The 14,507-nt window shown below is 33.8% G+C and carries 12 protein-coding genes; 2 read left to right on the forward strand and 10 right to left on the reverse strand.

Annotation, left to right across the window (positions count from 1 at the left end; genetic code table 11):
- The first annotated feature begins 20 nt into the window (after positions 1-20).
- Positions 21-545, forward strand: coding sequence for a hypothetical protein (locus EV145_RS04950; RefSeq protein ID WP_133524109.1), 525 nt, complete (start codon positions 21-23; stop codon positions 543-545).
- Positions 546-554: 9 nt separating this feature from the next.
- Here the strand turns inward: EV145_RS04950 and EV145_RS04955 are convergent, their stop codons facing one another.
- The gene (locus EV145_RS04955; RefSeq protein WP_133524110.1) at positions 555-740 is read right to left on the reverse strand and encodes a hypothetical protein; all 186 of its coding nucleotides are present in this window, start codon (positions 738-740) and stop codon (positions 555-557) included.
- Positions 741-1,028: 288 nt separating this feature from the next.
- Here EV145_RS04955 and EV145_RS04960 point away from each other — a divergent pair, with 288 nt between their 5' ends.
- Positions 1,029-2,972 carry a glycoside hydrolase family 97 protein gene (locus EV145_RS04960; RefSeq protein WP_133524111.1) on the forward strand — a complete coding sequence of 648 codons (1,944 nt, stop codon included), beginning with the start codon at positions 1,029-1,031 and terminating at the stop codon, positions 2,970-2,972.
- 66 nt (positions 2,973-3,038) lie between these two features.
- On the opposite strand, the gene EV145_RS04965 is transcribed toward EV145_RS04960, so the two are convergent.
- The 9 genes from EV145_RS04965 to EV145_RS05005 form a co-directional block, all read right to left on the reverse strand.
- On the reverse strand, positions 3,039-4,472 hold the full coding sequence (locus EV145_RS04965; RefSeq protein WP_133524112.1) for a glycosyltransferase family 2 protein: 1,434 nt from the start codon (positions 4,470-4,472) through the stop codon (positions 3,039-3,041).
- A gap of 10 nt (positions 4,473-4,482) precedes the next feature.
- Positions 4,483-5,304 (reverse strand): hypothetical protein, encoded by an 822-nt coding sequence (locus EV145_RS04970; RefSeq protein WP_133524113.1) that lies wholly within the window; start codon positions 5,302-5,304, stop codon positions 4,483-4,485.
- A 1-nt stretch (position 5,305) separates the two neighbouring features.
- Positions 5,306-6,520 (reverse strand): YaiO family outer membrane beta-barrel protein, encoded by a 1,215-nt coding sequence (locus tag EV145_RS04975; protein WP_133524114.1) that lies wholly within the window; start codon positions 6,518-6,520, stop codon positions 5,306-5,308.
- Entirely contained in the window at positions 6,520-6,885 is a 366-nt protein-coding gene (locus tag EV145_RS04980) for a response regulator transcription factor (RefSeq protein WP_133524115.1), read from the reverse strand. Before EV145_RS04980 ends, EV145_RS04975 begins: the two co-directional genes overlap by 1 nt.
- A 75-nt stretch (positions 6,886-6,960) precedes the next feature.
- Positions 6,961-8,946: an ATP-binding protein gene (locus tag EV145_RS04985; protein ID WP_133524116.1), complete on the reverse strand. Its 1,986-nt coding sequence runs from the start codon at positions 8,944-8,946 to the stop codon at positions 6,961-6,963.
- A gap of 389 nt (positions 8,947-9,335) precedes the next feature.
- Complete coding sequence (locus EV145_RS04990) at positions 9,336-10,754, reverse strand: TolC family protein (RefSeq protein WP_133524117.1); 1,419 nt, start codon at positions 10,752-10,754, stop codon at positions 9,336-9,338.
- Positions 10,735-12,090 (reverse strand): HlyD family secretion protein, encoded by a 1,356-nt coding sequence (locus EV145_RS04995; protein WP_133524118.1) that lies wholly within the window; start codon positions 12,088-12,090, stop codon positions 10,735-10,737. The genes EV145_RS04990 and EV145_RS04995 overlap by 20 nt, the downstream gene beginning before the upstream one ends.
- 2 nt (positions 12,091-12,092) lie before the next feature.
- A complete protein-coding gene (locus EV145_RS05000; protein WP_133524119.1) occupies positions 12,093-13,748 on the reverse strand; it encodes a peptidase domain-containing ABC transporter in 1,656 nt (551 codons plus the stop codon).
- A 103-nt stretch (positions 13,749-13,851) separates the two neighbouring features.
- Positions 13,852-14,172, reverse strand: a complete 321-nt coding sequence (locus EV145_RS05005; protein ID WP_243739200.1) for a hypothetical protein — start codon at positions 14,170-14,172, stop codon at positions 13,852-13,854.
- Positions 14,173-14,507 lie beyond the last annotated feature (335 nt).

Consider the following 14,507-nt stretch of genomic DNA (forward strand, 5'->3'; position numbering starts at 1 on the left):
TTTAGTTTTTTAATAGAGCGATGAAATTACCCAAAGACGAAAAAAAATTTTGGCAACGCCATTACGGTATCAAAAACAGGAATGATATTCCGGTAGACTGGGATATTTTTAAAGCAGTTGATTCAGATTGTGACGATGAATTTATTTATTTTTTGAGTCTGAGAGTGCTTTCTATAGAAGAAATTCATCTCAAAGAAACTTTGGTTACAAGCGAAGGAGTTAAATATATGTGCGGTTTTAAAAATTTAAAAACGCTTTATTTAAGAAAGCATGTTGGAATTACAAAATCCAGTATTCCCTATTTTAATGAAATGAAGGATTTAGAAAGTCTAAATATCACCAAAACCAATATTACACTTTCTGATTTATGTGAAAATTTGAATAATCAAAGCCTTAGAGAAGTCTTTTTATCCTCTGGGGAAACAGAAGAAAACATAACCGAAAAAGGTTTTATTTTAAAAGAACGAATGCCAAAATGTGATTTTTATCTAAATACTTCGTTTACTACTACTGTTTTTGACCATCCAATTAAACCTATTTTTTAATCAAGAAATTTAATATTTCTCTGATTCAATTAACTGTTTTTCAGAATTCATAGAAGAAGCTTCACCATTTATTTTTTCTTTTCTAAAAGTCAAAACTGTTCTTCTAAAAATAAATAAACAGACCGCAAATCCCAAAACAATAAAGGTTAATAAAATGATATCTACTAAACTGTTTTCTGATATATAAGTGATCATATCTTTTGTTTTAAAGATTAGGAAAAGAAATCGGCATTTTTTTTATTATTGATCTCTACGAAATTAGCTCAATTATAAATCATAAAAAATACTCCAAAAGGTGTATTTTTATGACTGTAAATATTTAATTATCAACACTCTTCGTTTAAAAAGTATTTCAATCCAAAATCAATATTTATCAAATACTTTCTTTCCCGTTATATTTTTCTGCGAAAATAGTGTTATTTTTACACTTATTAATGTTTTCAAAAACTTTCTACTATCCTAACCAACCAAAACACCACAAAAATGAGATATCTTTTTATTAGTTTTCTTCTATTTACAATTTCAAATTCGCTTCAAGCACAACAACTTTCAACATTAAGTCCCGATAAAAATATTAAACTTGAAATTTCTCTAGATAACGGCCTTGCCTACTTCCAAGTATTTTATCAGAAAGAGGAATTTCTAAAAAAGTCACCTTTAGGATTATCAAGTTCCGCGGGCGATTTTACAAAAGAACTTAAATTGATTGGCAGCAAAACAGCTAAAATTCAAGAATCATATAAATTAAATCGTTCTAAAGTAAGTCAGGTGAATTATAAGGCAAATGAAATCAATTACATCTTTAAAAATTCGACTAATGACACGATAAATATTATTTTCAGAGTTACCAATACAGATATTGCTTTTAGTTATTTGATTCCGAAAACCACAAAAAATAATGGAAAGTGCATTATTGAAAAAGAAATTACTGGTTTTAAACTTCCTTTACAATCCACCACATTTATTACACCGCAGGCTCCTCCGTTAAGTGGTTGGGAAAAAACAAAACCATCTTATGAAGAAGAATATACCAGAGAAGCATCTATTGCAACAAAATCGCAATACGGATTAGGATTTACTTTTCCAGCACTTTTTCATGTTGAAGATAAAGGCTGGATTTTAATTTCTGAAACTGGCATAAATGGCAATTATCCAGGAACTCGATTGAGTGATGCATCTTCAGACGGAATTTATACAATTAATTTTCCGCAGGAAGCCGAAAATAACCATCAAGGAGCCACGACTGCATCTGGAATTTTGCCCATGCAGACTTCATGGAAAACAATAACATTGGGTAAAACCTTAAAACCAATTGTCGAATCAACAGCATCAACAGACGTAGTAAAGCCGCTTATAAAAACTTCAAAAATATTCAATGCCGGACGCGCAAGCTGGAGCTGGATTGTGTGGCAAGATGAAAGCTGCAACTACAAAGATCAAAAAACCTTTATTGATCTAGCAGCGGATATGAAATGCGAATTTATTTTAATTGATGCGCTTTGGGATGTGAATATTGGAAAAGAAAAAATGGCTGAATTAGTCGATTATGCAAAATCAAAAAATGTAGGCGTTTTGCTTTGGTACAATTCTAACGGCAATTGGAACACTGCTCCACAAACGCCAAAAAACAAAATGAATACACAAGAAGTCAGACGTGAAGAAATGAAATGGCTGCAAGAAATTGGTGTAAAAGGTTTAAAAATAGATTTCTTTGGCGGAGACAAACAGGAAACAATGAAACTTTATCATGATATACTTACAGATGCAGCAGAATTTGGACTGAATATCAATTTTCATGGCGCTACATTGCCTCGAGGCTGGGAACGAATGTATCCTAATTATATGACAAGTGAGGCCGTTCTAGCCTCTGAAAATTTAGTATTTCAACAAGCATTTAGTGATCGATATCCTTCAACTGCAACAATTTATCCTTTTACAAGAAATACCGTTGCTTCAATGGATTTTGGACCTGTTTTTCTAAACAAACGTTTCAATCGTGAACCAAACAAAGGTACTATACGCCGAACGACAGATGCTTTTGAAATGGCAACAGCAATTGTCTTCTTTTCGGCCGTTCAACATTGGGGATTAACACCTGAAAATTTGACTGAAAAGCCAGCTTACCTATTTGATTATTTAAAAAATGTTCCAACCGTTTGGGACGAAACAGTTTTTATAGACGGTTATCCAGGAAAATATTGCGTAATTGCCCGCAGAAAAAACACAAAATGGTACGTTGCTGCCATTAACGGTGAAAATAAAGCAAAAACTATCACAGTAAATTTACCAATGCTGAAGGGCAAAAATGTTTCTATAATAAGTGATGGCGAAGGTCAGGAATCAAAATTCAGTACTAAAAAACTAGAAAAAGGTTCTTACAATCTGGAACTTTCTGCAAATGGTGGAACAGTTTTATTTACGGAATAAGTCATTAAATTTACAACCAAATAAAAAAGCTGAAATGTTGAATTTCAGCTTTTTTATTATAATCAATTATTCTTTTTTGGTAAATCCTTTTCTGGTCATTTCGCCCCAACCTTTAGTTCCCATTACTTTTTCTTTATAACCAACTAAAGCGGCATAAACCGTTAATGGATGAAAATAAAAAGGCTCAATAAAAGCTGCCAGAAGCAATTTGAAAAAATCAACATGTTTTGGGTATTTGTGAAATGTACGCTCCTCGCTGAAAAGTGCCAAAACCGAAAAGAAGACAGCAAAACTGTAGACAAAAAGCAACAGCAAAAGGAAAAAATGCCAATTCAGCAAACCGCAAAATATAAATACAAGTGTAATAACAAGACCAATAAACTCAATACCTGGAGCAAGAAATTCAAATAAAGTCCAATAAGGCACGCTGAGCATTCCTAACTGTTTGTATTTCGGATTCAGGAACATTCTTTTATGAAAACTTAGTGTTTCGATTGTTCCTCTCATCCAGCGGCTTCGTTGTTTTTTGAATATTTTAAAATCTTCGGGAGCTTCTGTCCAACATAACGGATCTGGAATATAACTTACTGAATAGGGTAATTTATTTTCGAGCATATAACGGCGCATACGCACGACAAGTTCCATGTCTTCCCCTACGGTTTTTGTGCTGTAACCGCCAGCAAGCAAAGCAATTTCTTTATCAAAAGCACCAAATGCTCCACTGATAAGCAAAAGCCCATCGAGTCTGCCCCACGCCATTCTTCCTAAAAGAAAAGCGCGCAAATATTCAAGAACCTGAATCCTCGCAATCATATTATCAGGAATATTAACTTCGACCAAACGGCCATTTTTAATAATACACTGATTTGCAATTCTAACCACACCGCCTGTCGCGATGATACGTTTTTCGTACGATTCTAAAAACGGTTTTGCCAGTTTTAAAAGAGAATCTTTATCTAAAATGCAATCAACATCAATACACACTACATAGGGGTTTTGCGCAATGTTTAATCCAACATTTAAGGCATCGGCTTTGCCTCCATTTTCTTTATCGGCTACAATTAATTTTTTGAATGCAGCGTTTCTGGAAATATAAATTCCTTTGAGTTTTTTAGTTTCAATCTGCTCGTGAAAATCAAATTCTGTCAAAACAAGATCATATGTTTTGATCAGGATTTCCATAGAGTTATCCTTGCTTCCGTCATTTACTACAATAACCTCGTAATTATTATAATTCAAAGAAAGTAAAGACTTTACATTTTCTTCAATAGTAAAACCTTCGTTGTAAGCGGGCGCAATTAAAGAAAGTTTAGGTGCAAATTCACTTTTAAGAAGTACATCATAATCAACAAAACTATTTTTTTTAAGATAGCTTTTAAGAGCTCTTGAAGAAAGATAGGCTAATATTAGGTACGAAGACATGATCAATATTGCATAACCCAAGATTAGGACTATGTAAAGATACAGAAACCATGTTAATTCGTTATTTAAAAAATCCATTGACTTATAATTAAACAGTTAATGACTGCAATACATTTTGCGCTTCGTACTTGATTGCTGTATTTGGAGCCTTCTCAACTAATTGTGCTACATACGAAACTTTCTGTGTAAGTTTCAATTCTTTTATAAGTTTCAATCCAAGCGTGACAACTGTTGTATTTTTTGATTCTAATAAAAGCTCAACACCTTTTGTGTCGCCTATGTCGTGTTTTTTAAAAGCACCTATAATATTCACCTGCGTCCAATCGTCAATAGGATCAGGATGTTCTACAAGATTTACAATACCTTTTGTTCCCGCAAGTTTAATACCTGCGTTAATTGCCGTGATTTTTAAAGTCTTTTTTTTCTTTTTAGAAAATGTTATAATCTTTTCAAAAGCTTCGGTAATATTAAATTCTGAAAGTTCAGTAATTCCTTTGCATTTTATTTCCCAACTCAGGTTTTTAAGTCTTTTAAACGAATCGTTTATTAACCCTGAATCTTTATAAAACTGTTCCAATTTTTGAGCATAAACGCCGTCATAATTTTTATGAAGATTTATAATTGTTTCCATTACAGTTTCCCTAAAAAAGTTATTTTTGAAAAGCACGCCAACTTCTTTATCCTCTTTTACAACAGAAAACGCGACATTTTCAAAAACTACTGCCGACATCATTTTTTCAATCAATAAACTGTATTCTGTTCTTAATCGGGCTCTTTTTATTTTTTTATTTCGGCTCCAAATAATTATCAGATATAAAATAATGGAGGCACCAACAAACAAGCTGATCGAAAAAATCAGAAACGGTATAACCCAATCGCCTTTCTCATAAAGTTCCCAAACTTTTACCATATTAAAAGCGTTTAGTAACAATTAACTGAACATTGAATCGGTTTCTATACTCATCCGGCAAATATTCTTCGTATTCGTAAAGAAAAACGGGGCGCACAAAAAACGATTCACCAATACGATGTTGATATTGCAAACCAGCGCGGTAAGCTTTTAAAGGCTGAGTAAAACCATTATAGAGATATAAATACGGAACTGTTCCGTATTGAAGTTCAAATCGGATCAGGTTTTCTTTTTCCTCATTAACGTTCTGAACACTCAAAACATGCGAAAACAAGGCGTTTCCTGTGTCATAATAAGGTCGGTAAGCAAATGTATAATTACCCGAATTATACGCAACTTGACCTGTAAGCAATGTTATATCATCTGATTCAAAATGCATGAATCTGGCTCCAAATGCAAAATCAAATTTTTTAACCGGCGCAAAATAATATTCTAAACCCGCTTTTCCGACAGGAAAAACAGTTTCGCCTGTTGAAAGTCCTGCATTTGCATACAAATAGCTTTTGTTTTTGAAAGTCTGATAAAAATCAGTTTCAAAAAGCATTTCGGTATCATTATTTACATGGCCCACATTTGCCCTTCCAACAATTGCTGCACTACTGAATTTATGTGAATACTCGACATAGCCATAATGCAAAGGCGACTGCCCCGGATTTGAAGTTGAAATATTTAGATAAGAAGCAGAAACAGCATTTTTAGCTTTTTTGCCAATAAGTGTACGAATGCCTCTAAATGGCTGAGTGCTATTGTCTGCCAATGATGCTTTTTCTATAATTTCTAAGGCTTCTTGATCACGATTCAGTTTTTCAAGACAGGAAGCTTTAATCTTTATAACAGCTGTAGATTTTGAGTCTATTGCCAAATATTTATCACAGTAAATAATACATTTTTCATATTGTTCTGACCAAAAATAGGTGTTGATAATTGCCAGCAAAGCATCCGGATTTGGGTTCGCTTTATCTGTTAATGGCGTCAATATTTTTATCGACTTCGTATAGTCTTTTTTCCAGCTGTAAATTCGTCCTTCAAAAACCTGAATATCTTCATTTTCAGGAAATTTTGCGCGCAAAGGCTCAATTAATGACAAAGCTTTATCAAAATTGTTTTTTTCGGTTTCTTGTCTTGCCTGAGCCAGAACTGCGTCAATATTTATTTCTTGTGCAAAAGAAACCGCAGAAACAAACAGCAGAAGAATGGAATAATATAAATACTTCATTAAGCTTTGATTTTTAATAGCTTATTAATTCGTACTAAAAGAACAGCGGGGCTAATTGGTTTTGCAATAAATTCATTTGCACCAATATCAAAAGAGTCCAGTTCCGTTTGCTCAACACCAGAAGAAGTAAGTATAATGATAGGAATATCCGAATTAATAGTTTCTCTGACATACTGCGTAATTTCCATTCCGCTGATGCCAGGCATATTTATGTCGGTCAAAATGATGTCGTAGTTATTTTTTTCGATGGCTTCAAGCGCATCTTTTCCGTCAGAAAACTGATCAACAGTAAATCCTTTGGACTCTAGGAAAAAAGACAATGATTTGCGTAGGATATCATTATCTTCGGCTAAAATTATTCTCATTGGTATTTGTATTTGGAGGCAAAATTCGATTTATATTATCCGTGTATTGTAAAGCTAAAGCTTATTTTTCTTTAATCAAAGCTCCTTTAAGATTTTAACGGTCTCTTCGATACCACATTTCAAAATGTTTATTTTATCTGCAGTCTCTGATGTAAATTCGCCAAACGAAGCTTCTTCTTCAATAGTATTTAAGCAATTAGTAAGATCTGTCAGCATGAAAATATCTAAACTGGATTTCATATTATGTGCCAGTTTTTTTGCGGTATCATGTTCGCCGTTTTTAAATGCTTCGATTAATTGCTCTGTCTGGCTTGGAATTTTTTCTAGAAATAGATTAATCATTTCTTTTCTAAAATTCACGTCACCACAAGCCATTTCGTCTAAAATAGAAAAATCAATAATTCGTTTTTTTTCCTGTTCATGATCTTTGCTCATTACCGTTTTTATAGCTTTTAAAAGTGCTGGCTGTTTGAATGGTTTTGGCACATAAGCATCCATTCCAACCTTATAGCAGCGTTCTTGTTCCCCCACAAGTGAATGTGCCGTCATTGCAATAATCGGAATATTTAAATTCATTTCATTTCTGATGTATTCTGTTGTCTGGTAACCATCTTTTACAGGCATCTGAAGATCCATCAGTATTAAATCATATTTATTTTGCGATAAAAGTTCAATTCCTTCTTCACCATTTTCGGCAATATCCAATTCAAAACCAAAATTATGAATGACGCTTCGCACTAATTTTTGGTTTAAAACATTGTCTTCGCAAAGCAATATTTTTAAAGTGCCGAGTTCATTTTTTGATAAAGGTTTTACAGCCGCAGCTATAGTTGATGCTTTTTTATAGTTAATTACAAAGAAAAATTCTGAACCTCTTCCCTCTTTGCTTTTTACCTGAATTTGAGTATTTTGCAATTCAACTAATTGTTTTACAATATTTAGCCCTAATCCGGTGCCTCCAAATTTTCTCGTTGTACTTTCTTCCGCTTGGGTAAAACGTTCAAAAATAGTTTTAAGCTTATCTTCAGGAATACCTATTCCGGTATCTTTAACCGAAAATCGCAATGAATAATCATCATCGGTTTCGCCTACTTTTTTAACCGAAACCGTAACATCTCCATCATGTGTAAACTTAAGTGCATTGCCTATTAGATTAACCAAAATCTGATTCAAACGCACTTGATCACCAACAACAGTGTCTGGCATATCGGCATCTAAAAAGAGATTGAATTCTACTTCTTTTGGAACTTTTACTTTTAATAAATTATAGACATGTTTGAGTGTCTTTTTTAAATTAAAAGGTTCTGCATCTATGGTTAAATTTCCCGATTCAATTTTAGAAAGATCCAAAATATCATTGACAATCAAAAGCAGATTTTCGCCTGCAATTTGAACACTGTCAATATAATCGCGCTGTGTTTCATCGAGTTCTGTTTGTGCCAAAAGATCTGTAAAACCTATAATTGCATTTAATGGCGTTCTGATTTCGTGGCTCATATTGGCCAAAAAACTGTCTTTTGCAAAAACGGCTCTTTCGGCAATTTTTTTCTGAGCGGCTAACTCAATATTTTTTGTCTGAACTTCTAACTGATTTATGACGTGTTTTGCAATAATTGAAAGTGCATTTCGCTGATTTTCATCTAATGTTTTAGTAACATGATCGATCGCACAAAGGGTTCCAATATTAAATCCGTCGGGTGTTGTAAGCGGTACTCCGGCATAGAATCTAACTTTAAAACCGCCGGTAACATTTGGATCATCTTTTAAACGGTCATTCAAAAATGTGTCGTTAATTTCGACCATTTCAGACTCCATAATCGTGTATTTGCAAAAACTGATTTCGCGTGGCACTTCGGAAACTCCGATTCCAATTTCAGATTTAAACCATTGTCTGCTTTCGTCTATAAACGAAATATGAGCAATAGGAACACCGCAGATGTATGAAACGAGTTTTGTTGCATCATCGAAAGCATGATCAGGAAGAGTGTCTAATATATTGTAACGTTTTAAGGCTGCTAAACGTTCAAGTTCGTTTTCTGGAATTGGGATTTCTATGCTCATCTAGTAAGTAATAAAGCGTATAAAGATAAAGCATTTCGACCAAAACTCCATATAAATTGTGGTTTCGGGGCCATGCGATGCGTTATAACAATACATTTATAAAAATTGTAGTCCGTTTCAGATTGAATGCGCGTCTTTATTTAAACACATAGAAACATAGATTTTATTTAAAGGAAAGGGTTTAAAAAGAAACTAGTTTCTAACACATAGCCAGCTATGTTTGTTTAAATAATTGAAACTCCTTTTTTAAGCATTCTAATCTATGTTTCTATGTGTTTAAAAACTGCATCCAACAGATTAAAAATTGAAAAAAAACAAAAACAGCAGTAAAAAAATTACTGCTGTTTTCTTCAATATAACCAACAACTAAGTAAAAAAACAATTTATCTTTAATCTGGATTTGCCAGTATTTTATATAATTCAGCATTTGAAATATAGAACTGATTCTCGATGCTGATTTGTGACAATTTTGCACTTACCAGATTGTTTTCTCTGGAATTAATCAAGAAAATGGAACTTTCGCCAAATGAAAACAGTTTTTCCTCTGAAGTAAGCATGGTCAAATAGTCTTTTACCAAATTATCAATCACGTTTTTTTGTCTTTTTAAAGATGAAATTTCAGTCTGCTGTGCCTTAATTTTATTTTTAAGTTCCAGTCTTTGCTGTTCGATATCAAACTGAATATCCTGAATTTTGAATTTTGCAATTTTGAGGCTTCCTCTTTCTTTTCTTAAAAAAATCGGAATACTGAAATCGACATTAAACTTATAGTCATCAGCATTAAAAGAACTCCAATACGAAGGCTCTGAAATATAATTATATCCAACATTCAACTTTGGAAGCAATGAATTTGCCTTCAATTTTCTATTGATTTCCAGCATATCCATTTTTGTTTCCAAGGCCTGAATTTTAGGATGCGATTCTAAACTTTCAACGTCTACCATCATCGCAGCTGTTTTCAGGGTTTGTTCCAATGTTTGAATCAAATTTTCTTCTGGTTTCACCATTTCATCTAACTCAACCGGAACATTTTCAATCCATAAATAATTGGATAAATATAATTTGGCTTTAGCTAATTTCAGATTTCCATTTTCAACATTCAATTGTCTGTTTCTTACAGTAATTCCAGCTTCAACGCTGTCGATTGCCGGAGCGTCGCCCAATTCAATCAATTTTTTCACACCTGCAAAACGCGTGCTTGCAAAACCTAAATACTTATTATAAAGTGCTGCTTCGTTATAGCTTTTTCTCCATTCAAAATACGCTTCGCTGGCTTTATACAGCACTTCAATTGCTTTTAATTTTCGCTGTGCATCGCTCAATTTCAACTGTAATTTTCCCTCTCTAACATCGGCCATTCGCTGATTGATGAACATTCCTTGCCCTAAAGCAACGCTTACGCCTAGAGAAGTCAAACCTGCTTCAGGAGTTTTGTTCTGCGGATTAAAATATTGCCCATCAGTATCATCAAAACCCGCTTTTATTTCGATTCCGTACCAAGTTGGAATCTTAAAACTGCTATTTAGCAACGAATAATATTCGGTTCCTTTAAACTCTTTTTTACTGTAATCAACTTCAATTTTTGGATCAAACCCGCCACGTGCCATCATAAGCGTAGCCTGCGCATTGCTTATTTCAAGATTGGCCTGTTTTACCAGCGGATGATACTTTTTTACATATCCCAAAAATTCGCTGTAACTCAATTCTTCTTTATTAAAATCCTGACCATACAAAACAGAAAATCCGAATAAAAACAAAAGAGAAAACAGTCGTGCAACGTATTTCAAATTATTTTTTGTCCTTGTCATTTTTTGCGTCTTTTTCATCTGCTTTATAATAATTTGGCGGAAAACCATTTAGGTTTCGCCATACTTCATACCATACCGAAACCGTTTCTAATAAAGCAATACTTTGTGCTCCTGCTCCAATACTCAACTCTTTTGGCCATTTATTATCTTCACCGTCTGGTGAAATAAGCACTCTGTATTTTCCATTTGAACTAATGAAATTTTCAATTGCCACGATTCGTCCGCCATAGGTACCGTAAGATAATCCAGGCCATCCTGAAAAGACAATTCTTGGCCATCCGTCAAACCAAACGCGGACTTTTGCCCCACGATGCACTAGCGGAAGATCAATTGGATCGACGTAGGTTTCCACAGCAATATCATAACTTGAAGGCATGATACTCACAATTGGAGTTCCTTCTTTAATAGTTTCACCAAGGCCAGCCAATAAAGCACGGTTTACATAACCGCTTTGTGGTGCTGTAATGTAATACAAACCATTTCTAAGACTATAGTTTACGTATTGATTTTCCAGCTTATTTACTTGAGCTTCTGTATCATATTGCGTGCTCAAGGCCGTGAATTTATCGCTTCTTGATTTCGAAATTTTCTCAGCATATTCGGCTGTAATTCGGTTAATTTCGACTCTGGCATTTATCAATTCGTTTTTACTGCTTAAAAGCTTGTTTTGCTGTGTAATGATATAGGCTTCAGATTCTTGAAGTTTCAATCTTTTCTGTTCAACATCTGTCATCGGTTTTAGGCCTTCTTTATTCAAAGCAGTCGAACGATCGAATTGTGTTTTGGCAATTCGCAACTGCGTTTTAACTGCCTCCAAATCCATGCTGTCACTTTTGATTTTAAGCTGTGACTGTTTTATTTTATTTTGAGCCTGTTGCAGTTTTAGTTCTCTTTCCGTATTAAGCGATTTTGCCTGAACTTCAAGTGAATTTACTTTGTCACCATAGGATTCGACAGCCATTTTTTTAGCATCAACCTGTTGTTTTGTATTACCAACAAGATTAGGATCAAGGTAATCCTCTTTTACTTCAGAAATAAAAACAATCGTATCGCCTTTTTTTACATAATCGCCTTCTTGAACATACCATTTCTCGATTCTTCCAGCAATGGCATTGTGCACCGTTTGAGGTCTTTGATCTGGTTTTAATGTTGTAACCGCACCACTTCCTGAAATATTTTGAGTCCAAGGAAGAAAAAGGCAGGCCACACAAAACACTAAAAATCCGATTATAACTCTGTTTAAAATTTTATAATGAGGTCTTCGGGCAACACTGGTTATAGAAGTGTACTTTCCCGGAGTGATGAGTATATTATTATCTTTAGATATATTGAGCATGATTATAGCTTTAGGTCGTTAATAATTTTTCCGTCGTCAATTGTTATCATACGGTCGCATTTATTCTTCCAAATATCATTTTTAGAAGTTACGATTACCGTCCAGTCATTTTCTTCAGAAAGTAAAAAATCAACAATTTTTCCTGATGTTAATTCATCCATTTTATCAACAGGATCTTCAAGGAATAATATATTAGGTTTGTGAACAATACTTCGGGCAAGCAATATTTTTTGAATATCTGAAGCCGAAAGTTCATGTCCACCCGGATGAACCTGATGTTCTAGACCGTTAGGGAAAGTTTTAATATCTGGTGTCAAACCAACACTATCTAAAGCCCATTTTAGATCATCATTGTTTAGCGCTTCGTTTCCAAAAAGAATATTCTCTCTGATTGTACCTGCAAAAAGCGTATCGCCTTGCAAATAAGTACCTGCTTGTGCTCTATAACTATCTTCATCAAGACGATTCATAAATGTATCCGTCACATACATGGCACCACTCTCTGGCTCAAGCAAACCTGCCAGCAATCGAAGCAGTGTACTTTTTCCTGCACCATTTGTTCCGCGCAATATGATTTTTTCTCCTTGATTGACTTTTAGATTGATATTTTTGAGTGATTTTTTATTGTGTTCCGGATAATTATAAGCAACACTTTCGGTTTCAATTGTAATACCGCCTTTATTTATTGCTGATTTTTCTGGAATGCATGAAATCTCCATATCAGTTACCTGACCAATTTTTTCGACAGATGTCAATACATCATAAAATGATTCCAGTCCGAAAATGATTTTTTCTACCGAGTTGATCAACAATACAATAACTATTTCAGCTGCTACAAACTGCCCAATGTTCATTTGATGGTGAATTACCAGAAAACCACCAATAGACAGCAAGGCAGCTGTAACAATAATTTTAAAAATAGTAAGCTGAATGTATTGTTTTTTCATTACCTGAAAGTGTTTTTCGCGGTAATCTACATATTGTGTCACATAGCCGTCATTACGTTTTAATGCGTATTCGAAACCGCCTTTTTTGCGAAAACTTTCACGATTTCGAGCAATTTCCTGAATCCAGGCCGCCACTTTGTATTTAAATTTTGACTCGTTAAGACTTGTTTCCAAACCATCTTTATATGAAAATTTAAAAATGATGTATAAAATAGCTATAAACAAAAGCCCAATTACCATAAAAAAGGAATGGTATAAAACCAATAATATGATTCCCAAACCAACCTGCAGAAAAGCAGTACAAAAGTCAAGAAGCAGTTTTGCGGTTCCTTTTTGAACCATAAGCGTGTCGAAAAATCGGTTTGCTTTTTCGGGAGCATATTCCGAATACATTTCTTTGAATTTAATCAAAGGCATTCTGTAGGCGAACTCAAACGATGAACGCACAAAAATTCGCTGTTGCAGGTTTTCTACAATTCGAAGCTGTAATATGGTCAAAACGCCACCAAAACCAACTCCAATTGTTACTAGAATTACCAAGATAATCCAAGAAACACTAAGTTGTCCGCTTTGAATAAAGTTGATAATGGCCTGAATTCCTAAAGGAAGCGAAAGATTTACTAAACCGGCAAATGCGGCGTAAAATATAATTTGATATACATCGCGCTTATCTAGCGTAAGCAAGTTGTAAAAACGTTTAAAAGGTGTCATGTATTTATGTATAATATTACATTAATAGATAATTAGTAACATACGAAAAAACCTATACTATGGATTTAGTACATCATTTTTTTGTATCAGAAAAAAATACTATTTACGCAATATTTTGAGGAGGACGCAAATGAATTTTGCCATGAAATCCAAAAGAGAAAATTGGATTATCAATATATTTTTTGTCTTTGGCATTAGCCTGAAAATACAGATTTGCCATTGAGGAATCAAATGGCATTATATATTCAAATAACGGAATGCCTTTTGCCTGTTTCGTTGTTTTGGTTTCCTTTGTTTCGTAATCATCCAGTTCTTCAGAGATACTGTCACATTTGAATATTTTTTTTAAGAAATTGCAGGTCATTCCTTTTACAGAATGCTGTTCGGTATTATTATTTACAATTCTCGCAAATGTGCCAGACATATTAATACTGTTCATTAAAAAGTAGCCGATCAGCAATGCGTGAACGCATTTACAAAAGATACTATTTTTAATTTTTCTCAACATTTTTCTGCTCTTAAAGTGGTGCAAGTTAGGACGAAATTTTCGGCGCTACATTAAAATAACATTAGAATTGAATCCGCATCTGTTATTTTTTTCTTAAAGAAAAATGGGGATCAAAGAACGTCTTTATGACTGCATTTTCTTCCTACTTTATTTTGAATAAAGGGCAAAGTTTTTTTCTTCTTTTAGAGTAAAAACAAATACTATTTCTCAATATTTTCACAAAATCATTTACATTTTGATTTGCTGAAACA

Origin of the sequence: Flavobacterium sp. 245, from assembly GCF_004362055.1 — a bacterium.
Lineage (GTDB): Bacteria > Bacteroidota > Bacteroidia > Flavobacteriales > Flavobacteriaceae > Flavobacterium.